At 38.6% G+C, this 23848-nt stretch carries 20 protein-coding genes and 1 pseudogene; 8 read left to right on the top strand and 13 right to left on the bottom strand.

Features of this window, described 5'->3' with window-relative positions; genetic code table 11:
* Positions 1-25: 25 nt before the first annotated feature.
* On the top strand, positions 26-469 hold the full coding sequence (locus MUN88_RS07435; protein WP_244722862.1) for an LLM class oxidoreductase: 444 nt from the start codon (positions 26-28) through the stop codon (positions 467-469).
* Positions 470-680: 211 nt separating this feature from the next.
* On the opposite strand, the gene MUN88_RS07430 is transcribed toward MUN88_RS07435, so the two are convergent.
* The 4 genes from MUN88_RS07430 to MUN88_RS07420 form a co-directional block, all read right to left on the bottom strand.
* Positions 681-1196 (bottom strand): acyl-CoA thioesterase, encoded by a 516-nt coding sequence (locus tag MUN88_RS07430; RefSeq protein WP_244722860.1) that lies wholly within the window; start codon positions 1194-1196, stop codon positions 681-683.
* A gap of 66 nt (positions 1197-1262) precedes the next feature.
* Positions 1263-1424: a hypothetical protein gene (locus tag MUN88_RS07425; RefSeq protein WP_244722858.1), complete on the bottom strand. Its 162-nt coding sequence runs from the start codon at positions 1422-1424 to the stop codon at positions 1263-1265.
* A gap of 9 nt (positions 1425-1433) precedes the next feature.
* On the bottom strand, positions 1434-1556 hold the full coding sequence (locus MUN88_RS21650) for a hypothetical protein (RefSeq protein WP_256463981.1): 123 nt from the start codon (positions 1554-1556) through the stop codon (positions 1434-1436).
* Between the two features lie 114 nt (positions 1557-1670).
* Positions 1671-6872, bottom strand: a complete 5202-nt coding sequence (locus tag MUN88_RS07420; RefSeq protein WP_244722856.1) for an AAA family ATPase — start codon at positions 6870-6872, stop codon at positions 1671-1673.
* 111 nt (positions 6873-6983) lie between these two features.
* Here MUN88_RS07420 and MUN88_RS07415 point away from each other — a divergent pair, with 111 nt between their 5' ends.
* Positions 6984-7139: a hypothetical protein gene (locus MUN88_RS07415; protein WP_244722854.1), complete on the top strand. Its 156-nt coding sequence runs from the start codon at positions 6984-6986 to the stop codon at positions 7137-7139.
* Between the two features lie 3 nt (positions 7140-7142).
* Here MUN88_RS07415 and MUN88_RS07410 read toward each other — a convergent pair whose 3' ends face one another.
* From MUN88_RS07410 to MUN88_RS07370, 9 genes and pseudogenes are all read right to left on the bottom strand, one after another.
* On the bottom strand, positions 7143-7856 hold the full coding sequence (locus MUN88_RS07410; RefSeq protein ID WP_244722852.1) for a response regulator transcription factor: 714 nt from the start codon (positions 7854-7856) through the stop codon (positions 7143-7145).
* Positions 7857-7881: 25 nt separating this feature from the next.
* Positions 7882-9444, bottom strand: a complete 1563-nt coding sequence (locus MUN88_RS07405) for a histidine kinase N-terminal 7TM domain-containing diguanylate cyclase (RefSeq protein ID WP_244722850.1) — start codon at positions 9442-9444, stop codon at positions 7882-7884.
* 226 nt (positions 9445-9670) lie between these two features.
* Complete coding sequence (locus MUN88_RS21860; protein ID WP_369809956.1) at positions 9671-10612, bottom strand: alpha-helical endospore appendage domain-containing protein; 942 nt, start codon at positions 10610-10612, stop codon at positions 9671-9673.
* A 207-nt stretch (positions 10613-10819) separates the two neighbouring features.
* Positions 10820-11896, bottom strand: coding sequence for a diguanylate cyclase (locus tag MUN88_RS07395; RefSeq protein ID WP_244724374.1), 1077 nt, complete (start codon positions 11894-11896; stop codon positions 10820-10822).
* Positions 11897-12955: 1059 nt separating this feature from the next.
* A complete protein-coding gene (locus MUN88_RS07390; RefSeq protein WP_244724372.1) occupies positions 12956-13678 on the bottom strand; it encodes an amino acid ABC transporter ATP-binding protein in 723 nt (240 codons plus the stop codon).
* Between the two features lie 2 nt (positions 13679-13680).
* Positions 13681-14334 carry an amino acid ABC transporter permease gene (locus MUN88_RS07385; protein ID WP_244722848.1) on the bottom strand — a complete coding sequence of 218 codons (654 nt, stop codon included), beginning with the start codon at positions 14332-14334 and terminating at the stop codon, positions 13681-13683.
* A 60-nt stretch (positions 14335-14394) separates the two neighbouring features.
* Positions 14395-15198 (bottom strand): transporter substrate-binding domain-containing protein, encoded by an 804-nt coding sequence (locus MUN88_RS07380; protein ID WP_244722846.1) that lies wholly within the window; start codon positions 15196-15198, stop codon positions 14395-14397.
* A gap of 257 nt (positions 15199-15455) precedes the next feature.
* Positions 15456-16835 carry an amino acid permease gene (locus tag MUN88_RS07375; RefSeq protein ID WP_244722843.1) on the bottom strand — a complete coding sequence of 460 codons (1380 nt, stop codon included), beginning with the start codon at positions 16833-16835 and terminating at the stop codon, positions 15456-15458.
* A gap of 433 nt (positions 16836-17268) precedes the next feature.
* A pseudogene (locus MUN88_RS07370) lies at positions 17269-18011 on the bottom strand (efflux RND transporter permease subunit); the annotation flags it as partial.
* A gap of 506 nt (positions 18012-18517) precedes the next feature.
* On the opposite strand from MUN88_RS07370, the gene MUN88_RS07365 reads away from it, so the two are divergent.
* The 6 genes from MUN88_RS07365 to MUN88_RS07340 all read left to right on the top strand — a co-directional run bounded on the left by MUN88_RS07365 (position 18518) and on the right by MUN88_RS07340 (position 23836).
* Positions 18518-19054, top strand: a complete 537-nt coding sequence (locus MUN88_RS07365) for a TetR/AcrR family transcriptional regulator (RefSeq protein ID WP_244722840.1) — start codon at positions 18518-18520, stop codon at positions 19052-19054.
* 292 nt (positions 19055-19346) lie between these two features.
* Entirely contained in the window at positions 19347-20240 is an 894-nt protein-coding gene (locus tag MUN88_RS07360; protein ID WP_244722838.1) for a beta-keto acid cleavage family enzyme, read from the top strand.
* Positions 20240-21184: an L-carnitine dehydrogenase gene (locus tag MUN88_RS07355; protein WP_244722835.1), complete on the top strand. Its 945-nt coding sequence runs from the start codon at positions 20240-20242 to the stop codon at positions 21182-21184. Before MUN88_RS07360 ends, MUN88_RS07355 begins: the two co-directional genes overlap by 1 nt.
* A gap of 59 nt (positions 21185-21243) precedes the next feature.
* Positions 21244-21717 carry a thioesterase family protein gene (locus MUN88_RS07350; RefSeq protein WP_244722833.1) on the top strand — a complete coding sequence of 158 codons (474 nt, stop codon included), beginning with the start codon at positions 21244-21246 and terminating at the stop codon, positions 21715-21717.
* A gap of 89 nt (positions 21718-21806) precedes the next feature.
* Positions 21807-23009, top strand: coding sequence for a quaternary amine ABC transporter ATP-binding protein (locus MUN88_RS07345; protein ID WP_244722831.1), 1203 nt, complete (start codon positions 21807-21809; stop codon positions 23007-23009).
* Positions 23006-23836: an ABC transporter permease gene (locus tag MUN88_RS07340; RefSeq protein WP_244722829.1), complete on the top strand. Its 831-nt coding sequence runs from the start codon at positions 23006-23008 to the stop codon at positions 23834-23836. The genes MUN88_RS07345 and MUN88_RS07340 overlap by 4 nt, the downstream gene beginning before the upstream one ends.
* Positions 23837-23848 lie beyond the last annotated feature (12 nt).

Genomic DNA, 23848 nt, shown 5'->3' with positions numbered 1-23848 from the left:
ATGTTGTAATGAAATTAAAAAAGGAATGATATACTACACTCGAAAAAAATATGAAGCCGTACAAACCTTAATAGATCTAGATCTTAGGGGTAAGCCGCTTGATCAAATAGTCACATCAGATCTGCTACCGAATAATGATGTTTCCGTTCGCAGTCAAACGCAAGCAAATTTATTAAGAAGTCTGATTTCTGGAAAAGAGCCGACGATAGAAGAATTATTATCGAGACCAGAAGTAGTAGGTTCTGGTCACTGGGTGGTTGTTGGAACGGTAGAGGATGCCCTTGCATCCATTACAGAATGGGCTGAAGCAGATGCAATCGATGGTTTTATAGCCCTACCCGGTGGTTCGATTCAATCGTTAACGTTATTCTGTGATCAACTGGTACCGAAGCTTGTTGAAAAGGGATTATTTAGAGAAAACTATACCAGAAAAACCTTGCGTGAACATTTATTAATGAATAAGAAATAAAAAGCCGGCATGCGCCGGTTTATTTTCGTATAAGTTACTATGTGACATGGACTAGAAAAACCGGGAATAACCACGATCGGTTAGTTCGACTTTACATCATTCAAATTATAAGAACTTTTACCTTTTATTGCTTCCTGGATGGTTATAATTATATACATCTTAGAGTATTAAAACGAGCTAAACACAAATAATGTTTAGCTCTTAGCCGTCGTCAGGTCTCCCATGGTTTTCCTTTATGAATAAAACCAGCCAGTTCTTTACTCGCTTTTTTACGCTTCTTTCGTTCTTCCACTCGACTGCGAGCAGTTTCATGTAAGTATTTTTCTTCCTCTGTTTGCGGAATGACTTTTGGAACAGGTACAGGCTTCCCGTTGTCATCAATGGCGACAAACGTCAGAAAAGCTGTAGCAGCAATGGTTCGTTCACCAGTGATCAGGTTTTCCGCCAATACTTTTACAAATATCTCCATCGAACTTGTCCCCGTCCAGGTGACAAATGATTCTATACAAACCGACTCTTCCGTTCCAATCGGAGCGAGAAAATCAACAGAATCGGTAGAAGCGGTCACAACAGGACTTCTGGAATGTCTCATCGCCGAAATAGAGGCAATGTCATCAATATAACTCATTAATTTCCCACCAAATAGTGTCCCATGATTATTCGTGTCAGGCGGGAAGACGTGGCTGACTTTAACTGCTAGTGTTTCTCTAATATAAGACTCTTTCATGATCATCACCTTTTTTTATTTTTAAGTATATCAAATTCTCGGTGACAACCGAATCGATCTGACATGTTAAGGTGTAACATCGTCCTGTCCTGCCTGTAAGTTCGTCTCCACTCGTCTTAACTCATGCTGGCATTCTTCAATCCGTAATTGCGCATTAAACAATGGTTCCGTTGAGGTGCCACTACCGTTAATCGCTTTCCCTCGTGCATCTTGAATCTGTACTTGCACTTCTCTTAGCTACTGTTGTAATTTCTGTACCAAATCAGGGTCAGCAGAGTTCCTGACGTCTCTCGTAGCCTCCTCCAGCTGATAAGAAAGTTTTGCAAGCTGTTCGATTTCATGACCATTTTGAATAGGCATTTTTTCTTCCTCCTGTATTGCAATTTGCTTTGATTATTATATCCAGAATGGCGAAGAATTACTCTCTTTATTTAATCGTTAATGAACAATACCCACCCAGTAGCTTTTTGGTGGTTAACCTTCTGTCACTGATAAAGAACTGAAAACAACAGGTAAAGAAAAATAAAAAGTTGTGCCTATAAGCTCTTTACTTTCCACCCATAGCTCTCCTTGGTGATATTCAACAATCTCTTTACAAATAGCAAGCCCTAACCCATTACCCTCCTTGTCATTTTTAGTAAAATAACGATCAAAGAGGTATGGAATGTCAGATTGACTAATCCCTTTTCCTGTATCGCGAACGAAAAAAGTAACTGTTTCTGTTTCTTCTTTTACGATTCCTATCTCTATACTGCCAGAAGCGGTATGCTTGATAGCATTGGAAACTAAATTCATCATGACTTGCTCTATCCGTCTTGGATCTACTTCAATCAATGGTGATGCGTCTATTAATTTCTCATCATACCAACCCTTGAAGTGTAAATGTGCCTGTTCAACATCGCTCTTTAAATGCTTAGCTAAATGGTTATACAATTGTCTAACGGGGATAATATCCATTGAAAAACGCAAATTTCCCGACTCCAATTTTGATAAATCAAACAGATCTTTTATCAACTTATTTAAGCCATCAATTTTGTCATGCATAATGTGTAAATATTCATTTTGTTTATTAGGATCTTGCACCAACCCATCCCGCAAAGTACTTATGTACCCTTTAACAACCGCAATAGGTGATTGTAAATCATGTGACACATTGGACAGTAAATGCTGTATTTTTTCTTTTTGCTGAGAAAGTTGCTGATTCACGATGGTTAACTGGTGGTTGGATGCGTTTAATAACTGTGTTCGATTTTTCACCTTTTCTTCCAATTCTCTATATAAATAAGCATTTTCAATCGCTACAGCTGCCTGAGAAGCAATGAAAGACAATTTGTTCAAACGTTCATGGGTAAATATATGTGTAGATTTATTATTTTCCATATATAACACAGCAACTAATTTATCCTGATGCATTAACGGCAGACATAAAACAGATTTTACTTGCTCTCTTTTAATATAAGCATCCTCCGTAAATGCCCCTATATTTGTTGCATGATCCAATACTACCGCTTCCCGACTTGTTGCCACGTAGTGAACAACAGCACTGGACAAACATAAATGGTATTCAATAGGTCTAGCCCGTTGATATACTTCAACACCTAGCTCCATATGATGAAATCCGACTAATCCCAAGTCTTTTTCATACTGCAACAGGAAGGAGGCATGCTCTGCACCTGCATATTTAATAAAGACATCCATCAACTTTGTAATTAATTGATCAAATACTACTTCACTCGATAAAAGTCGTGCAGCTTCAAATAACGCTTCCGTATCTAACTTTTCTGCGAGGCCAACATGGAGTGATTCTGTTTGATCCTGCTTCACCTGCAACAATAAATGGGAATATTGATATCTGAACCTTTCTGCCAAATGACTTGCCCCCCAGTACAAATAGCCGTTATATGCTTCCGTTGCATAAGATTTCGCTGTACGATCTATCTTTCTGGAGAGATAAAACTCAGCAGCCCGATGACTAGCAATTGCTGCATCTTGTAAAAAACGGTTAGATTCTGCTAAGGATATCGCCTGATGATAGTCAGCTACAGCTCCTTGATCATTACCAGATAATTGCTTCATTTCTGCTTTGACAAGTAAATACTTGTGCATATAGTTATCTGGCGCATATACTGCCCACTTCTTTAGTCTTTTCAGATTGGCTTTCACCTTTCTGCGGTTATCTTTCCTTGTTTTCTTATTACTTTGCATAAATCTTATCAACCATAAGGAATGATAAAAATAAAATTCTGGAATGATAACAAGGATTAAGCGGTTTCCCTTAACCAAAGCCTCTAATTCCTCTATTAATGTCTTGGCAACCGCGTCTTCCTCAAACAGATAAGCCATCTGTAACCGAAGTGTTTTATGAATAATAGTTGTTGACAAATCATCAGTAAATCCAGGCAAATTCCAGGTTGGCTGGATTTTTTCATCCGATAAAATCTCTATCCAATCTAATATTTCTTTTAATAAGTCATCTGAAAGTGCATATTCATTTTTATTAGCAAAAATAAGTTGTCGGTCTATCCCTGCTTTAACTTCATCTAATCGATCTCCTTTGATCACATGTGTTAAACCAATAAATGCACTGTTAGAACCAGCTAAATGAAGGTTTCCTGTTTCGATACAAAGCTGTTGCGACCGCTCTAAATAATCCAGACTTAAACGCATGTGATGCTTCCAATGATTAATAAACGTACCATAGACAAAATAGACACGTGCCTGCAGCGCTCTGTCTCCAGACTTCTTTACGTGTTGAAGTGCAAGCTGTCCAAATTGATAGCTAGCCTTGTAATCTCCAAAGCCAGCACCTAATGTTAAAGCATAGTTATTATAGACCAAAGCAGCAACATCCATATCACCAAATTTCAAAATCAAGCGTAAAGCTCTCAGCATTAATACAGTTGCCAAATTTTGATTAACATGGTAAGCAGATGCATTCGTGTTAATCATAGTTCGCATAATTAATTTTTCATCTTTATTTAACACAACAGGCAAGTGTAATAAATCTATTTTTTTCTTTTTTCGTAATGCAAGCTTTGTTTTCAAATATTCTAACGCAATCATGGCATTACCTGGTCTTTCCTTCACTTTTAAACCAAATAATTCTGTACCGGTCAACCCGGAATCTACTGCCTTTTCCACTTCATGTATATGGTTGTACAGCATAATTTTCAAGTTATATATAGACAATTGCTCCCGCTTGGTTTTGGCTTGATACAGCATTTCTTCAAATATTGTTTCCGCTTCACTAAACTTTCTGTTCAGGTATAATGCTTCTCCGTATCCAAACATTACCCGAAATGTTTCTTCATATAAGTGTCGCCAACTCTGTTCAGGTAATAACTGATAAGATTGTTGATAAAACATGAGTGCTGACTCAAATGCCGCAGTCTGCCTTGCCTTGGAACCTGCGAGACGATTCCATTTAATTAAATCTATCCGTTGTCTATCATCCAATTGATCCAGCGCACTATTTAAATGGTTCACAATTGAAAAAATAGCTTCCTCCCATTCTTGATCAGAAAATTGGTCAATCAATACTTTCGCAATAGCAATATGATGTCTCTCCCTCTCTATTTCCGTCATCGATGTATAAAACGCTTGTCTAATCTTATCATGTAAAAACCGGTAGCTTGGTGATTCCCCCTCTAATAATTGCCTGTCACTATCAGGATAGAACCATTTATAACGGTTCTCCAACGGCAATATCAATCCTTCTTCCATCGCCTCCCATACACGTGTTGCGCTTTCCCTGAAGCTCTGCTGAGAGACCTTTGATACTAACTGAAGATTAAATGTAGAACCAATACAGGAAGCTAACTGCAGAAGCTTTACTGTTTCAGTTGGCAATCTGTTTAATTGATTCAACATTAAATCAATCATCGAATCAGTCACAGATATTTGTTGTAATAGGTGAAGGTTAATATGCCAAGTAGCTGTACTTATATCGAATTGAAGAACTTGATCTTGATTGAGCAACTGCAACCATTGATTGATAAAAAAAGGATTTCCTTTTGTAATGCGATAGGTTACTTCTGCTAATGATTGTGCCTTGTTTATATCAAACGAAAACACATCCATTAGCCATTCTTCTACATTCTGCTTCGTTAATGGCGCTACAGGAATAGTCGACATACTTATCTCTTTCCCATGTAGCTGCTTTAAGAATAATTCAAATGGTTGGCCAATAACTATCTCATTGTCACGATAGGCACCAATGATCAAAAGATTTCTTTCATCTGGATTGGTTAGCAAATGGTCAATCAAGTCCAAAGTAGCATTGTCTGCCCACTGCAAATCATCAATAAATAAAACCAATGGATGATCACTTGATGCAAAAACTTCCACGAATTTTCGTACTGCCAATAAAAAGCGGTGATGAATCGCTTGTGGTGGGAGATCTATTCCTTCTTGCTGACTTCCAATAAGCCACGCAATTTCAGGAATAAAATTAGCAATAAGCCACGCATTATGAGAAAGAGCATCTTCAAGTTTTTCTTTCCACAATTGAACTCTGCTGCTATCCTCTGTCAGTACTTGTCTAATTAATGATCGGAAGGCATCCAGCACTGGTGCATATGGTATATGCTGCTGATATTGAACAAATTTACCCGAAACAAAATAGCCCTTTCTATGAAGTAACGGCTTATGGAGATGTTGAACTAGCGCTGTTTTTCCAACACCGGAAGGTCCTGGCACCAGTAATAGAGAAGGTACACCATGCTTTAGACCTTCGAACATAGCTAGTAACTGTGAGAGCTCTTGTTCTCTTCCATATAATTCCAAAGACTTCTCCAGCAACGGCTGTGCATCACTTTCTGCTAAAGGAAATGAATCAATCCGATCACTGGATTGATATGTTCGAAGACATTTTTCTAGGTCTTTCTTTAAGCCTGAAGTACTCTGATACCTGTGTTCTGGCATTTTTTCCAATAGCTTCATGATAATTAGTGAGATCATTTCAGGGATATTCGTATTGATGCGATGAGGTGGGACAGCTGTTTGGGCAAGATGTGAGTGAATGACATCTGATGGATCCTGACTGTTAAATGGGAGCTTCCCAGTAGTCATCAGATAAAATAGAATACCTAAAGAATATAAATCTGTACGATAATCGACGGATCGGTTCATCTTGCCGGTTTGTTCCGGTGACAAAAAAGCAAGGTCATTTATCTGATAGGTATGATCGGTTACTGGTAACATTTCTCTCGATAGCTTCGTCGATTGATGAAATCCTGTCAGTCTGAATTGCTGACTTTTAGGATCGATCAGAATGTGGTCAGGATGTACCCTTTGGTGGATAATATGATGCTGATGGACCGAAAACAGTATAGTTGTTAATTGAATAGTCTGCTTCAAAAAATGAGACAACTCAAACATAGGAGAAGAAGAATCTAACCAATCGGAAAAAGATTCGGAATAAAAATTTTCCATTACAATAAATGGTTGAGCATTCTCTTGCTCCAGCGTAATCGGTTTTAGCAGACCATAAATTTGCTGATCTTTTATAGTATAAAATTCATGGATAAATGCCGATTTTTGCTGCGAGGTAGCGTTAGCACGTAATAATTTAATCAACACTGGTTTTTGATCACCTTTAGATAACGCTCTCCACAATTCCCATTCACTAGTAGTGACTAATTGATCCGTAACTTGATAATCTAATAGTTTCATCATCTCACCTTTATATTTTTAGAATTTTAAGATATTTTTAACTGTTTTTAAACCGATTTTTAAAATGATTCGATAAAATATGATTGTTGCTTTAAGAAGGGGGAAGGGATTTTTATGAAAAATTCAATGAAACCGATTTGCAAACACCAGCATGAGCTAGATAAGGAATGGTTAGTCCTGTTAACAATTGCCAGAATGAAAGGAATACGTGCACATGAAGTGGCACAATTCATAAAAGAAAAAAGCAATAAAACAATTAAATACTACTAATGTTTACGCTTTAAATTTGTATCCAATGCCGCGTACTGTTTCAATATATATGACTTTACCATGGTTATTCTCTAATTTTTTTCTTAGATTGCTGATATGAACCATCACAGTCCTGTAATCTCCAAAGTGATTCTCATCCCAAATCAGTTCAAAAATCTTCTCAACACTAAAGACTTTCTCAGGGTTCTGTGCTAGCAAGCATAGAATTTGAAACTCCTTCGCTGATAGGTGTAACGGTTTATCATAAAGTTTGACTACTGCACTATCTAAATTAATTTGCAACCCCGGGAATTCTATAGTGTCAGTATTCTGATTAGAATAACCTCTTTGTTTCCTTGGTAATCCTATGTTTCGGTACCTTCTCAAATGCGCTTTTACTTTTGCGATAAGAACAGATGGGCTTGTACTCTTTTCAATAAAATCATCACCGCCTACTCCGAGGCCAAGTATTTTGTCAACATCCTCATGCTTTGAACTAAAGAAAAGAATAGGCACATCTGTTATCTTTTGTAGTGCTTGACAAAGCTCATAGCCATCTAATTTAGGCATCATTACATCTAATATGATTAAATCTGGCGTTTCCTTTTCCACTATCTGCAAGGCCTCAATACCATCTGCTGCAGTGAGGACTTGATAGCCATTTTCTTTCATGTACATCGAGATAATTATTTGAATATCGTGATCGTCATCTGCTATTAGGATTTTTTCCCCTGCCATCTCTTTTCCCCTTTCATCCAATGGATTAAATGAACACCTTTGCTGCCGGAGCAAATGCTTGTACCTGATTTCGTCCTTGCTGCTTTGCATTGTATAGAGCCTGATCTGCTTGTTTCAGAAGCTCCTGTAAACTTTCCTGACCTTGCATGGATGTTACTGCAACACCGATGCTTAGAGTAAGCGGAATGACACGCTTAGAAGTTATAAGTGGCGTTTGTTCCATATTTGCTCGGATTTTTTCTGCTGTCTTTTTTCCTTCAGACAATGATAATTCCACGAAGGCCACAACAAATTCTTCCCCACCATAACGAGCAAACTGACTTCCTTCCCCTATTGACAATTTACAAACGCTTGCCACATGGCGTAACGCCTGATCACCTACGTCATGTCCATATGTATCATTTACACTTTTGAAGTGATCCACATATATAATTAAGTATGGGACTCCTTGGTTTCTTGCCTTCTCTAATTCCTTCTCAGTTCTTTGAAAAAAAGCACGCCTATTCCAAATTTGTGTTAGATCATCGTAATAAGCTTGATACTCCAATTTTAACTGTAGTTCCTTTATATCTGTTATATCAGTAAAGACAATTACTAGCGCTTTTGTATTTTTTTCATCTTTCAGAGGAGTAGTGCTCACCTGATAAATACTATCAGCGTGCGTTTGTTTCAACTTGATTTCTTTAGTATCAGTCCTACCTGTCAAATCTAATGGAAATCGATCATTGAAGGCTCTAGACCAAATTTCTGTAAAATGATCCCCGAACAAAGACTTGTCCAGCTCAGGAAGCATTTTCCTGAAGGCAGTATTATATTCGACTAACCGGTTAAACGAATCTAATACTACTACACCATCATTAATACTATTAAAAATTGTATTTTTAGCAATCGGCAGAAGAGAAAATAGCCTGGAAGAATTAATAGCCCATAAATAAAGAAAGGACGAAAGCCATAATACCATTGGGACTGGATCAACACCCGCTGGCGTTATACCGACCAAATAAAAAAAAGCTGCGACCATAGGTACTAATTGGCCAAACAGTAAGGCAATCAATTGCGGTATGTATTCCTTTGTTTCCTTCCATTGCAATAGAAGCAGAGAAAAAGCAACAAACATACAACCAAATGTATAAATACCGTGCACGATATACCACGGGCCTATTTCTTGATAAAAGTATGGCAAACCTAATTCTGAATCGATTTCAAGCACTCGATAATGAGCATGGTGAAAATCATTCGTATCAACCATCATAAGCGTAATAAAGGGAATAAGAAGGAAAGTAAAATAGGTTTTAGGATTCATATTCCTGTCCAGATATTTCATAGTAAACAATAAACCTATTGGCGGAGCAAATGCGATACCTATGTATTGAATGAACGTCCAGAATTTCATTTGTGCTAATGTCGTGGATAACAAGCCAAAAGCAGAGGCAAAACAATAAATTGTAATAATAACGGTATACACAATAAAAAAATATGCAATATTTGTATACAAATGACGCTTGCTAAATACATAAATGCTAAGACACAAATTTAGTACACCCGATAAACAGACCAAGGCAATAAATGCTGCTATTGGAGAAGTCACAATGTCATACCTCATTTAGATAGTAGTTTCATACTATAATATACCATATTTGAGTAGGTATGCGGTGAAATATTTACCTTTATTTCCCGAATATTGTTTATTTTTTAAACCTTTTGAAGCTGGACAGGGTATAAACTACTAAAGATTACTGTTCGGATGAAAAGTTTTTTATAGAATGATCCATATTTTTATTCACCTATCCAGCCAGTTTTAAAACTATTTTAAATTAGTAACCTGCAACCCATGGTGAAAGCATTAAATCAACATCACTGTCAGAAATAACATCACCAACTGTAAAACCAGTTAAATTCTGAGCTCTAAAGTTAATAGGTGGTGCATCCACTACTGTACCAAAACCGGTAGATTTCCCACCAATAGAAGAACCATTCACCTGATTATATACCGCAAAATAGTAGACTTGTTCTGGATCGAGTGTGACAGGCGCTTGTAACGGTAATGAAAATACTCCACCAGAAATCGCGTTGACAACGTTTGTTACTCCGACTACTTCTGCGGTTGTTGTACTTGTTGCTTCTAGTACTGCCATTTGAAATTGCCCATTTATAGCTCCTGTTTGAGTGATATATGCAGCCAACTCAGTAATGGTAGCACCATTACCCGAAAAAACCGCTGCACCAGTAGCCTGATTATTACCTCCCCCTTCATTCCAATCAATTAATGCATTAACATCACCTAATTCAACTGTTTCATACAATATTGATCCTTCACCACCAGGACCGGTTGGGCCGGTAGCTCCAGTTGGGCCGGTTGGACCGATAGGACCTGTTGGACCTGTTGCTCCATCCCCGCCAGGACCAGTTGGGCCGGTTGGGCCGGTTGGGCCGGTTGGGCCGGTAATACCATTTTGTGCACTTGGTATTTGCAATACGTTTTCTAATTTACTCTCCAAGATAAATTCCTTCTTCGTCAAACCTTGAATCATATCTCTTACACTGCTGTTAACATTCAATATATCACTAATTGTAGCAGTTGGAGATGTAACTCCTGGTAACGTCCCAAGTACATATTGTAATTTCTCACCCTCCGCATTTAATATATGACTGAGTCCTAATTCTTCTAATGCAATCGAGGCTAAAAGTAAATTAACGGAATCATCTCTGGTAAGTGTAATTTCAGGTGTAATATTAGGAATGTTCGATTGTGACATAAACATTCACTCCTTTCCATTTTATTTCTTTTTATCATATGTTTGCAGTTTTTTTGTGAATGGGGTATACATCACGCAGAAACGCACAATTCAAAAAATAGACTTTCAAGGTTTGAAGATAAAAGAAATATTCGTATTTAGGAATAGAGTAAACATTAAAAATGACAGCAACTACTCCATTGAGTTGCTGTCATCATAGTATTACATCTAATAGCAAACGCGATTTCTGCCAAGCCGCTTTGCTTCATATAAGCGTTGATCGGCTATATCCACAAGCGCTTCATTAATGGGGTATGTAGCTACACCAATGGAAACTGTGATTTGGATGATTTCTGTTGCGGAAATTTCAAACAGATGGCTTTCTACAGATTTTCGTATACGTTCTGCAATGTCAACAGCCTGGTGGTTAGGGCAATCAGGTAATATCACTGAAAATTCTTCTCCGCCATTTCTTGACACAACATCAAACGACCTTGTTGAATTTGTTAATACATCTCCTAATTCAATTAATACCTTATCCCCCGCAGGATGGCCATATGTATCATTCACTGATTTAAAATAATCAATGTCAATAATCAACAATGATAATCTCTCGTTTTTTTGCTTAGCATTTGTTAACAGAGTACTCCACACTTGATTAAACTTACGAACATTATTCAATCCAGTCAAAAAATCAATAGCTGCTTCTTCTTGATATCTTTTGAGTAGTTCGTTTGATTTCCTCTGATAATCAATAAACCAGACACTTACCAATCCTCCAATGAAGGAAACACACCAGAAATTGATAAACAACAAATGTATTCTTTGAAAATCTCCAATAATAAATACACTTATTATTGAAAAAATAAGATTATAAGTTAAAATCATATATAAACTCTTGCTATATAGACCAGTTCCTTCTCTCGTTACATTTTTAATAACAACAAAAGCCAGGAAAGCAAGTATCATAATAACGATGCTTGCTATTGATGATTCATTAATACCATAGCTTAATCTTCCAATAATAATAATTACAGCACAAGCCAGTGCAGGATATGTTCCTATGAAAATCAAGATCAGCATCACAGGCAAATAGCGTAAATCGACTTTCGCTACATCGGCTACTTGAATAGAAAAATACATTAAGACAATTCCTAATATCCCACCAGCAATTCCATCATAAACTAATGATACAATTTGTTTCTTTGACTTTATATTAAACTTCGCCCTTATCTGAACATAGACAAAAATCAACGTAAATAACACACACATATTTATAAAAAGCTTTTCAAACAATCTACACACTCCTGAGATCTCACTAGCATTGTTTCTTAAATAAAATATAGCACAAAATACTTGATATGACACAAATACAGCATCAGAAAAGCTTTGCATGTTTACTGCGATTATTTCATTATTTTCATGGATGATCTCATTGGCATGAGCGAATGCGTCAATCAAATTCTTTTTTCTTCGGACGTTTGAGACTTTTACAACCTAAAGTTGATCTCCAGCTCCTTCCTAAGAAAAACCGGGAAAGTTCACCCGGTCCTAACTAACAAAATAATATGCAACTACCTATAATATGGATTATGTCAACTAGCGTTGCATCCATTTTGAAATGTAGTTAGAGGTATGATGTCGCTCCGGCCAACCACTTCGCGTCCTGTGGGGCACGGCTTCAGCTAACTTTGGGAAGAAAATTCTTTTCTTCCCAAAGTGGATCTTCAGCTCGTGCTGATCCCACGGGAGTCTACGTGGTTGGCCTGCGCTAAGGTATGGATCTACAACAGAGACATGAGGAAACAGATTGATTGATATCCTCATGTGACAATCTATAATAGCTGCTTTATTTTCAAATACATTATGCATAGCACTGTTGCATTTAGCTGTTCCAATCGTTGTAGAACTTCCATTAAGCGTAGGAAATATGCGGAGACTCCCGGTGGGATCAGTCGCGTCCGAAAATCCCGCAGGAAAGCGGTCTTTGCTTTCTGAGGAAGTTGAGGCCGCCCCCACAGGACGCGGAGCATATTTCCGGAGCTTTGCTAAGCAAATCAAATCTATCAAAATGACCACAATGTCAGACAGTTCTACTTTACATAATCCATATTATAAGAACCCATCTTCCTGTTAAGTATGGTTACTTCTATGATTTTACTTTTATACTTTCTTTACTGATTAGAAAAACTCGGCATTCGCCTCGTCTATTAGCGATTGTCGAAGTTTTTCTTATACTTGGTACATTCTAAATTTTCACTGCGTCGTGCATCTTCATTGCTAAAATTTCACACTTTCCTACCGTACAATAAAAAAAAGCCCCGATCAACTGATCGGAACTTTTTTACTAGTTATTATATATGATCACAAAACCTTTGATAAAAAGGCTTGTGTTCGTTCATTTTTCGGATGTTGGAAAATTTGCTCTGGTGTTCCTTCTTCCACAATATAACCTTCATCCATGAAAATGACACGGTCTGCTACTTCTTTTGCAAATCCCATTTCGTGTGTAACGATAGTCATCGTCATACCTTCTTCAGCCAGATCCTTCATTACTTGAAGAACTTCGCCTACCATTTCCGGGTCAAGAGCAGAGGTTGGTTCATCAAACAGCAAAATATTTGGTTGCATCGCAAGTGCTCGCGCAATGGCTACACGTTGTTTTTGTCCACCAGATAACGTATCAGGATAGACATCAGCCTTTTCTGCCAACCCTACTTTCTCTAATAATTGCATGCCTAATTCCCGAGCCTCTGTTTCGGATTTATTTTTTAGGCGTTTCGGTCCTAGTGTAATATTTTCCATAACCGTCTTATGAGGAAAAAGGTTGAACTGCTGGAACACCATGCCTAATTTCTGTCTTAATTGATTGATGTTTGTTTTACTGTCGGTCAGATTATCTCCTTCAATAAAGACATCACCAGCAGTTGGTTCTTCTAATAAATTCAGACAGCGTAGCAGTGTACTTTTTCCCGAACCTGACGGGCCGATGACACATACTACTTCTTGTGGATCCACATTAATATTGATATCTTTCAAGACTTCCAAATCACCGAAAGATTTCTTTAAATTTTCTACTTTAATCATGCTCATGATACATTCAATCTCCTTTCAAGCCAGCGTGATAAGATACTCAATGAATAAATAATAACGAAATACAGAATCCCTACTACTGTTAATATTTCAAAAGCACGGAAATTTTCTGCATAGATGGACTGGCCTGATAAGGTTAATTCAGCTAATCCAATTGCAGAAAGGAGAGAGGTATCTTTAATACTTACAATGAATTGATTCACAATTGCGGGTATCATGCGACGAAATGCTTGAGGTAAAATAATTAATCGCATGGTTTGACTATAAGAAAAACCAATTGTTCTACCAGCTTCCATTTGCCCTTTGTCAATGGAGTTAATACCGGCACGAAAAATTTCCACTAAATAGGCTGCTGCATTGATCGTAATTGCGATAACACCTGCTGCAAATGCAGTTAAACTAATATCTACAACACTCGGCAAACCAAAATAAATAAAGAGAATTTGCACAAGCAACGGCGTGCCTCGAATGATATCTACAAAAACTGTGGATATAAAACGTAATACTTTGCTTTTTGTAATACTGAATATTCCAAGCATTACCCCAATGAACATTGCTAAAATTAAGGAAATAACTGTAATTTCTACCGTTAGCCCCATCCCTTTTAACAGCGTTGGTAATGCGTCTATAATCACATTGATAGTTTCCATTTATACTTGCCTTCCTTCTTTCAGAAAGGGTGTGACAGCAGCCACACCCTTTCCACTTTATTATTCTGCAAAATACTTACTATAGATTTCATCAAATTCGCCACTATCTTTAATCTCTTGTAAGCCAGTGTTTAGCTTTTCCACTAATCCTTCGCTTCCTTTAGAAATGGCAATACCATAATCTTCACTTGGGTATTTGTCTCCCACAATTTGAAGAACAGAATCTTTGCCGTCTTTCTTAAGTTTGTATGCTACACTCGGATAATCATTGATTAAGGCATCTGCATTACCGTTCTCTAATTCCATATACATCGTTGCATCATCTTGTAATTTAGTTACTTCACCATTGTATTTTTCAGCTAATTCATTGGCTAGTTTTAAACTGGATGTCCCTTGTTTTGCTACAATTGTAGCGCCTTCCAAGTCCTCTTCACTTTGAACCGAACCATCTTTTGTTGTTACTAGAGATAGACCTGATTCAAAATAAGGATCAGAGAAATTAACTACTTCTAAACGATCTTCTCTAATACCAATTGCAGATACAGCTGCATCTACTTGATTTGCCTGAAGCGCTGGGATAATGCCGTCAAACTTCATAATTTTCCAATTCACTTTTAAATGGGCCTTCTCAGCAACAGCTTCTACTAACTCCACATCAAATCCAGTTAATTCTTCATCTTCTTTGTATTCAAAAGGCGGGTAATCTTGGACAACAGCTACAGTAATTTCTTCTTTACTGTCACCTTCCGCATTCCCTCCATCACCTTCACCTGTTCCACACGCCGATAAAGCGATTGCAATAACACTTACTACTATTAACATGAATACTCGACGCCATAACGTCTGCTGTTTAATATCACTCATTAAGTTAAATCCCCCTGTAGATTTTTTTAAACGACAACATTAATTTTATCGAACATCAGAATAGAACCCAAATGAGATGAGTAACCTTATGTAAGCATATACTTATATTCTTCAATCTCTCCTCGGCTAATCTTGCAAATCTATAGAAATACTAGCTAACATTTACGTATCCTAACAAATACTCGAGATACGCGAAAAATGGATAAATAAGGCAAGGAATAAAAAGGGAATTACGCATGACGGAATTCCCGCTTTGTTTATTTATTTCGCAAAAACATTTTGTAGCACAACCAAATTACCACAATTAAACCTAGACTGATCATCAATCCAATTCTTTCATTAGCATGAAGGATGACACCTGAAATGGTAAGAACAATGAGCACAATCCCCATCCATGAAGTAAATGGATAACCTTTCAATTTATATGTATTTGTTCTGTCATGATAGGTTGGGTGCAGTTTAATATGAGAACCCAGGATGAGTAACCAATTAAGTATTAGCATCACACCAGCTGATGTCGTGACAAACTCATACATGGAATCTGGTAGGATAAAGGAACAACCAATCGAGACGGACAATCCGATCGCCGTTAGAAGCAGTGCCCGCATCGCAACTCCACGATTATTTTTCACTTGAAGACGCTTGGGTGCATCGCCATCTTCTGATAAAGATACTAATACACGACTAATCGAGAATAACGTACCAACCATCGTCGAAAAAGCCGCACTGATAATAATGATATTAAATATCGAATCCAGATATGGAATACTGAATGCCGATAAAGCTGTAACAAAAGGACTCTCCGATTCATCAATTTCTGTCCAGCTCACCAAATACATGACAAAAAACAAAGACAACGTAAATAAGGTAACTAATGCAATAATCAGCCCTGTACCCGCCTTCGGTATATCCCGTTTATATTTTAATTCGGATGAAGTAACCCCCATCACTCCAATCCCGCCAAAAGAAAAGAAGATAAAAATCAGTGCAGACCACAACCCTTTTATACCATGAGGAAAAAACGTTCCAACCCCATCGTTCGACGTTGAAACCTGATCATGGGGACTAATAACCCCTAGCAAAAACAACAAGCCAAATCCAATAAAAATAACTAACGTAGCAATTTTGACAATGGCAAATAAGGATTCAATCTGTCCGAAGTTTTTCACACCGAGGAGATTAATGCCGAATCCTAATGACGCGTAAATGACAGAGAAAATCCAGAGCGGAATATGCGGCAGCCAAAATTGAGTAAAGGTGGACAAGGCAACGATTTCACTCGACATAATGAGAATACCCGATAACCAATACATCCACCCTGACATAAATCCAACTGAATGACCAAACGCTTTCTTCGCATATGTACGAAACGACCCCTCCTGAGGATCATTTACTGTCATTTCTGCCAGTGCACTAAACACAATATATGTTGTAATGCCAGCAAGAAGATAGCCGATTAAAATAGATGGCCCTGCAGTCTTTATCGATAGACCTGTTCCAAGAAAAAACCCCGCACCGACAATCGATCCGATCCCGATCAAAGACAGCTGCCACCAGCGGAGATGCCCTTCCCCTTTTTTCATTTGTTTGTTCTGCTTATGCTTAACAACCTGTTTGATAACATGATGGTTCCTCATGAAGTCATTCTCCTTTTTTCGTAATCAGTTCCCCTCCTATTGATTATTTCCAACCCATGCTTATTCATTCAGCAGTGTCTATAACCGGTTTCTTCTATGTAATAAAGTGCGGTTCTGTGGTTCTGTATTTCAGAATTATGTAAAGAGGAGCTATATATCTAAGGGGTACTTTCGATATATTTAAAAGCTTAGCAAAGCTCCGGAAATATGCTCCGCAGGACGAAGTGGTTAGTAGGAGGTATCCTATTACATGAATTATTTCAAAATGACCATTAAGCTAGTTAACATAATCCGCATTATCAGAATCATACTTTTTCATCATGCGCACGGTTCATTTCTGCAATTCTGCTTCATGACTATATACTTTCTTGCATATAAAAAAACCGCTGTTCCTAGCTAATTAGCTAAGGAACAGTGGTTTGCTTTACATTATTTAGTTCTCTTCGATATTTTTACGATCTTTTTTCATCATCTTAGATAATACTTCATAGACAATTGGCACGATAACCAATGTTAAGATGGTCGATGATGTTAAACCACCGATTACTGTTATGGCTAATCCTTTTGAAATAAAGGCAGATCCTCCAGCACCAAATACCATTGGCAAAAGCGCTCCAATTGTCGCAATTGCTGTCATTAGAATTGGACGCAGACGGGGGTTGCCCCAGCTTCTACAATCGCTTCACGAATAGACATACCGTCACGTTCTAAGTGGATGATCCGATCCACAAGTACGATCGCATTGGTGACAACAATACCGATCAACATCAGCATACCCATCATGACCGAAACAGAAATTGTTTCTCCCGCAATCCAAAGACCAATAAAGGAACCAATTACCGTGAATGGTAAAGAGAACAGAATCGCAAATGGTGCCAGACCTTCTCCGAATGTTGCAACTAAAATGAAGTAAACAATCAGAATGGCAGCCAGCATTGCTACGCCAAGCTGTGTAAAGGTCTCTTGCATATCTGCGGCTACACCAGCAACATCCGCACGGACACTGTCTGGTAATTCTAGTTCATCCATTTTTTCATCTGCTGCAGATGTGGCAGCTGACACATCATCCGTTGTCACTTTACCAGAAATCGTAGCGTAATATTCCCCTTCACTACGCGCTAATGTGTTGTATGCTATACCTTCTTCTACCGTTACCAAATCTTCAAGCTTCATAGTTATGGTCGGCTATTATTTTGACTCCCCCCCTTTCGCACCTGCTTTTTCTTTCACTGCCTGTTTTATTGTATCCACCATCAAACACCCATCTGTCAATTGCGGAAAAATGACCGCTGTTTATGACGAAATTACTGTTTACATCCTTCTACAGGACCGCCTCCACCACTAACCAGTACAATCGTTGGTTTCTGAGATCCAACTATTTGATATTCGATAACACCTCTTTGTTTGCCCAGCTTCATCACCTCATTCCCAACTTCCTTTGTATAAAATTACAAGTAAGCTTAAAAAAATCCATTTAGGGGAGTATACTTTCCTTCCAATTGGGATAATAATTTGAGGACAGATTACTATGTGATATTGTTGACCTTTTTCATAAAAAGACATAAGATTACCGTAAGTCTGACCATTCCATAAAAAGTATCACTTTCCTAATTGATACTCTACCGTCCGGATGGTATGGTAGTGTGACAGTCCGAATATTTTATCAAAGAAAAGGTGTTTATATGAGCCGTATTTCAAGAAAGGTTGAGATTTTAAATGCTGCTTCAAAGGTTGTAAGTGAACGTGGTATATTTGAATTAACGTTAGATGCCGTTGCCAAGCAGGCAGGTATCAGTAAAGGCGGACTTCTTTATCATTTTCCTTCTAAAGAGGCACTTGTCGAAGGAATGGTTCAGCATCTAGCCATTAATTATCAAGAGAAAATAGAAGACAATGCCAAACAAGATCCAGACGAAAAAGGCAGATGGATTCGTTCCTATGTAGATGTTACCTTTAATCAAACGTACCAAAACAAAGATATGAATGCTGGCCTTCTAGCTGCCAAAGCAGTTAATCCAGATTTGCTGGATCCAATTCGCAATTTATATGAAGAATGGCAAGAACAAATCGAAAATGAAGGAATCGATCCAATGAAAGCAACCATTATCCGCCTGGCAACAGATGGGATTTGGTTAGCCGAACTTTTCGATATCTACCATATCGAAGAAGAAAAAAAACAAGAAATTTATAAAGTTTTGTTATCATCGATTGATGAATAACCATTAACATCTTTCCACGTATCGAAGACATGGAAAGGTGTTTTTTTTTGCGGTTTGTGACAAAAAAATTACTAAATCATTAAAAAATGGGCGATCGTTTGCTATAACAGTGATAAACCTCTCTAAAAACTTTGCAAGCCCTACCTTAGTAAGCCCTTTCCTTTTGAAATCAACTTGAAAGATTACCGTCCGGATGGTATAGTTTTGCTTGTGCCAAATTCGACACAAAACTTTTAAAGTCGACATAAATACTAATAACTATTCAATTTGAACACAAAGGAGTTGTGAACATATGGCGAAGAAGATTATGCTGACAGCAGCAGTAACCGGCGCAGGAGACACAACGACAAAGAGTTCACATGTCCCTGTCACTCCGAAAGAAATTGCCGATGCAGCAATTGCCTCTGCAAAAGCAGGAGCAACTGTAGCCCACGTCCATGCACGTGATCCTAAAACAGGTGGCATCAGCCACGATGTCAATCACTACCGTGAAATTGTAGACCGTATTCGCGACGCAGAAACAGATGTAATCATTAACATTACCTCTGGTGGAGGCGGAGATTTTATACCGAGCTTACAAACACCTGCAGCAGGCGGAGACGGCACTGATATGCAAACACCTGAGGAGAGACATCAGCCAGTCGGAGAATTACTCCCTGAAATGTGTACCCTTGATTGCGGATCAGTAAACTTCGGCAACATGATTTATATGAGTCCAACCGATTGGCTTCGTAAGCAGGCAAAGCTCGTTCAAGAAGCTGGTGTAAAGCCTGAATTAGAATGTTTCGATACAGGCCACCTTCGTTTTGCGAAACAATTAATAAATGAAGGTTTGATCGATGACGATCCAATGTTTCAATTCTGCTTAGGAATACCTTGGGGAGCAGATGCAGATGTTGAAACAATGCTCTACATGAAGAATCGTCTGCCGGACAATGCACATTGGTCTGCATTTGGAATTGGACGTATGCAATTACCAATCTTGATGCAAACAGCATTACTAGGCGGAAACGTCAGAGTAGGATTGGAAGACAATCTTTATATAAGTAAAGGTGTACTAGCTCGTAACGATCAGCTCGTTAATAAAGCAGCAGGTATGCTTCACCAAAATGGCATCGAGATTATGACGCCAGCAGAAGCAAGAGAGCAGTATGGTTTACGAAACCCTAACGGAGGAGGCAAATAATGGCTGAAATCAAAAAAGTAGCCGTCATCGGAACTGGCGTCATCGGTAATGGATGGATTGCCCGTTTCCTAGCACAAGGACATGAAGTCATCGCGTTTGACCCTGCAGAAGGTGCAGAACAACGCACAAGAAAAGTAGTCGATCAAGTATGGGCAGATCTTGAAAAACTAGGTACTGCTGAAAATGCATCAAAGGAACGCTTATCTTTTGTTCCTACTATTGAAGAAGCAGTAAAAGAAGCGTATTTAATTCAAGAAAATGTACCAGAACGCGAACAATTAAAAAAAGACGTATTAGCATCAATCGATCAATACGCACAACCTGATGCGATTATTGGCTCAAGCACCTCAGGCATTATGCCATCTACTTTGCAAGAAGGGCTGACACATCCAGAACGTGTAATGGTAGCCCATCCATTTAACCCTGTATATTTATTACCCCTAGTAGAATTGGTGGGCGGAAAAGAGACGAGCGAAGAAGCTATAGAAACAGCTAAAGCATTCTATACATCGATCAATATGAAGCCACTAGTCATCCGTAAAGAAATCGAAGGTCATGTAGCTGACCGTTTAATGGAAGCTTTATGGCGTGAGGCGCTACACCTGGTAAACGATGGCATCGTGACAACAGAAGAAGCTGACGCAGCCATTATTTACGGTGCCGGACTCCGCTGGGCACAAATGGGACCATTCTTAACATTCCACTTAGCAGGTGGAGATCAAGGAATGCGCCATATGCTCGAACAATTCGGACCAGCGCTTAAATTACCATGGACAAAATTAGAAGCACCTGAATTAACAGATGAATTGAAAGAAAAAGTCATCGAGGGCTGTGAAAGCCACGCTGGCGATACTTCAATCACAGAATTAGAACAAAAACGTAATGAATTTTTAGTAAAACTACTAGATTTAGTAGAAGACTACTGGCCAGCATCTAAAATCTAGTGTTAGAGGGGGCTCTTTCCCCTCCAAACTAGAAATCTATGAGACACGAGGTGAAACCCATGCCGAGTAACTTCACATATCAGGACATTGTCCGCAATGAATGGGTAGACTATAACGGTCATATGAATGATGCAGCCTACGCGAAAGGATTTAGTCTGGCGGTGGATGCATTGATCGACCACATCGGGCTGGATGAACAGGCTCGTGCGAAGTTAAGCTATTCCATTTTCACATTAGAAACACACGTCTGTTACTTGCAGGAAGCAAACGAAAAACAAGACATCAACGTAACATTACAGTTATTAAATAAAGATGCGAAACGTCTTCACGTATTTTTCGAAATGTATGTGCGTCAGGATAATGAACAGCATCTTATTGCCACAAGTGAGCAAATGCTGATGGGGATGGATATGGAGCAAGGAAGACCTGCACCTTTTCCAGAAACAATAGCAGAAGCCATCGAAACAATATGGAACAACCATAAACATTTGGCAGCCCCTAAACAAGCAGGAAGACAAATCGGGATAAAATAAAACGTTCATTCGCAACGTTTTATTAATCGGCTCTTATCAACGCAACACGATAAGAGATGATGTCGGATGAAAAATAGAGGAGTATGTTTATGAATAAAATAGAAGTTAATCAATTAACCAAAGTTTTCGGTTCACATCCTCAACAAGGATTAAAACTGTTAAAAGAAGGTAAACAAAAGGATCAAATTTTAGAAGATACTGGAATGACGGTAGGTGTAAGCCAATCTTCATTTTCCGTAAAACCTGGTGAGATCTTCGTAATCATGGGTCTATCCGGTAGTGGTAAATCAACGCTTATTCGTCTGGTAAACCGTCTAATCGAACCAACTGATGGAGAAGTTTTAATCGACGGTGAAGATATTACCAAAATGGACAAAAAAGCACTTACGGAAACAAGAAGACAGAAATTAGGGATGGTATTCCAGAAATTCGGTTTATTGCCACACCGTAACGTACTGCAAAACGTCGCTTACGGATTAGAGCTTCAAGGGATTTCAAAACAAGAGCGTGAAGAACGAGCGAAGCAAACACTTCTAGATGTCGGCCTTAAAGGCTATGAAGACAGTCTTCCAAGCCAGCTTAGTGGTGGTATGCAACAGCGTGTAGGTTTGGCTCGTGCTTTAACAAATGACCCTGACATTCTACTAATGGATGAAGCGTTCAGTGCATTAGACCCGATCATTCGTACAGAAATGCAGGATGAATTATTGAAGCTGCAAAACAAATTAGGAAAAACTGTTCTTTTCATTACACACGATTTAGACGAAGCATTGAAGCTTGGCGATCGTATTGCGATTATGAAAGATGGTCGTATCGTACAAGTTGGTACGGCAGAAGAAATTCTAGAGAACCCGGCCAATGATTATGTGACGAAATTCGTTAAAGACGTTGATCGCTCCAAAGTACTGGAAGCATCTCACGTCATGAAAAAACCAAAAGTCCTGACCACTTACAAAGATGGTCCACGTATGGCTGTCCGCAAAATGGAAGAAGCCGGTGTATCCAGTATTTTTGTAGTTGACAAGCAGGATAACTATAAGGGACTGCTTACCATTGATGATGCGATTCGCGCTCATAAAGAAGGACTTACAATTGAAGAAGTACTTGTAGAAGAAGTCTACACTACTGCGCCTACCACTCCATTAGACGATTTAATCGGGATTGCTGCAGACACAAAATATCCAATTGCAGTTCTAGACGATGGCGCGTTACTAGGTATTATTTCAAGAGTTTCTATTCTTTCTGGTCTTGTACTAGGAAAAGAAAAACCATCTGAGGGGGCGACTTCATGAATTACTTCGACTTACCATTAGAACAATGGACGAACGATTTTGTAAATGGTTGGCTGCTTCCGGTAACCAGTGGTTTATTTGACCGCATCAGTGATTGGATTGGCGCTTTCATTGATGGTGTAACCAATCTATTAATCTTTATTCCACCGGAAATTATCGCCATTGTATTGATCTTGTTAGCATGGAAAACAGCCGGAAAAGGCGTGGCGTTATTTACGCTGATCGGTACCATATATCTAGGTTCAGTTGATTTATGGCCGGAGTCGATGCAAACACTAGCCATCGTACTCGTTTCTACCATTATATCCGTAGTACTTGGTGTGCCAATCGGTATTTTAAGTGCGATGAATTCAATAGTAAATAAAATAGTCAAACCAATTCTGGATTTTATGCAGACATTACCGATCTTTGTTTATTTAATTCCAGCTATTCTGTTATTTGGACTCGGCGGTGTCCCTGCCGTTATTGCAACCTTTGTCTTCGCAGCACCACCAGCTGTCAGAATGACAAACTTAGGAATCAGACAAGTACCAGAAGAAGTAGTAGAAGCATCCCGTGCCTTCGGTTCTACCTCTTCACAGCTATTATTCAAAGTACAGCTTCCATTAGCGATACCAACAATAATGGCTGGTGTCAATCAAACGATTATGCTTGCTCTATCAATGGCTGTTGTTGCATCCATGATTGGTGCACCAGGTCTTGGAGACACCGTATTAACAGGTATTTCAACTGTTAACGTTGGACTTGGTCTGACTGGTGGATTAGGAATAGTAGTTATCGCTATTATTCTTGACCGAATTACACAAGGACTAGGAAATAAATTATAAAGAGGAGAGATT

Source organism: Gracilibacillus caseinilyticus (assembly GCF_022919115.1).
Taxonomy (GTDB): Bacteria; Bacillota; Bacilli; order Bacillales; family Amphibacillaceae; genus Gracilibacillus; species Gracilibacillus caseinilyticus.
The sequence above is the reverse complement of the archived record's forward strand: the minus strand, read 5'-3'. Positions and strand labels throughout refer to the sequence as shown.

Bases quoted from the DNA above. Each gene is read 5' to 3' on its own strand.
- MUN88_RS07360 (WP_244722838.1), top strand. From the start codon at position 19,347: ATGGCGAAGAAGATTATGCTGACAGCAGCAGTAACCGGCGCAGGAGAC.
- MUN88_RS07410 (WP_244722852.1), bottom strand. From the start codon at position 7,856: ATGGCAGGGGAAAAAATCCTAATAGCAGATGACGATCACGATATTCAA.
- MUN88_RS07380 (WP_244722846.1), bottom strand. From the start codon at position 15,198: ATGAGTGATATTAAACAGCAGACGTTATGGCGTCGAGTATTCATGTTA.
- MUN88_RS07375 (WP_244722843.1), bottom strand. From the start codon at position 16,835: ATGAGGAACCATCATGTTATCAAACAGGTTGTTAAGCATAAGCAGAAC.
- MUN88_RS07420 (WP_244722856.1), bottom strand. From the start codon at position 6,872: ATGATGAAACTATTAGATTATCAAGTTACGGATCAATTAGTCACTACT.
- MUN88_RS07390 (WP_244724372.1), bottom strand. From the start codon at position 13,678: ATGATTAAAGTAGAAAATTTAAAGAAATCTTTCGGTGATTTGGAAGTC.
- MUN88_RS07385 (WP_244722848.1), bottom strand. From the start codon at position 14,334: ATGGAAACTATCAATGTGATTATAGACGCATTACCAACGCTGTTAAAA.
- MUN88_RS21650 (WP_256463981.1), bottom strand. From the start codon at position 1,556: ATGCCTATTCAAAATGGTCATGAAATCGAACAGCTTGCAAAACTTTCT.
- MUN88_RS07435 (WP_244722862.1), top strand. From the start codon at position 26: ATGATATACTACACTCGAAAAAAATATGAAGCCGTACAAACCTTAATA.
- MUN88_RS07430 (WP_244722860.1), bottom strand. From the start codon at position 1,196: ATGAAAGAGTCTTATATTAGAGAAACACTAGCAGTTAAAGTCAGCCAC.
- MUN88_RS07415 (WP_244722854.1), top strand. From the start codon at position 6,984: ATGAAAAATTCAATGAAACCGATTTGCAAACACCAGCATGAGCTAGAT.
- MUN88_RS21860 (WP_369809956.1), bottom strand. From the start codon at position 10,612: ATGTCACAATCGAACATTCCTAATATTACACCTGAAATTACACTTACC.
- MUN88_RS07365 (WP_244722840.1), top strand. From the start codon at position 18,518: ATGAGCCGTATTTCAAGAAAGGTTGAGATTTTAAATGCTGCTTCAAAG.
- MUN88_RS07350 (WP_244722833.1), top strand. From the start codon at position 21,244: ATGCCGAGTAACTTCACATATCAGGACATTGTCCGCAATGAATGGGTA.
- MUN88_RS07345 (WP_244722831.1), top strand. From the start codon at position 21,807: ATGAATAAAATAGAAGTTAATCAATTAACCAAAGTTTTCGGTTCACAT.
- MUN88_RS07355 (WP_244722835.1), top strand. From the start codon at position 20,240: ATGGCTGAAATCAAAAAAGTAGCCGTCATCGGAACTGGCGTCATCGGT.
- MUN88_RS07340 (WP_244722829.1), top strand. From the start codon at position 23,006: ATGAATTACTTCGACTTACCATTAGAACAATGGACGAACGATTTTGTA.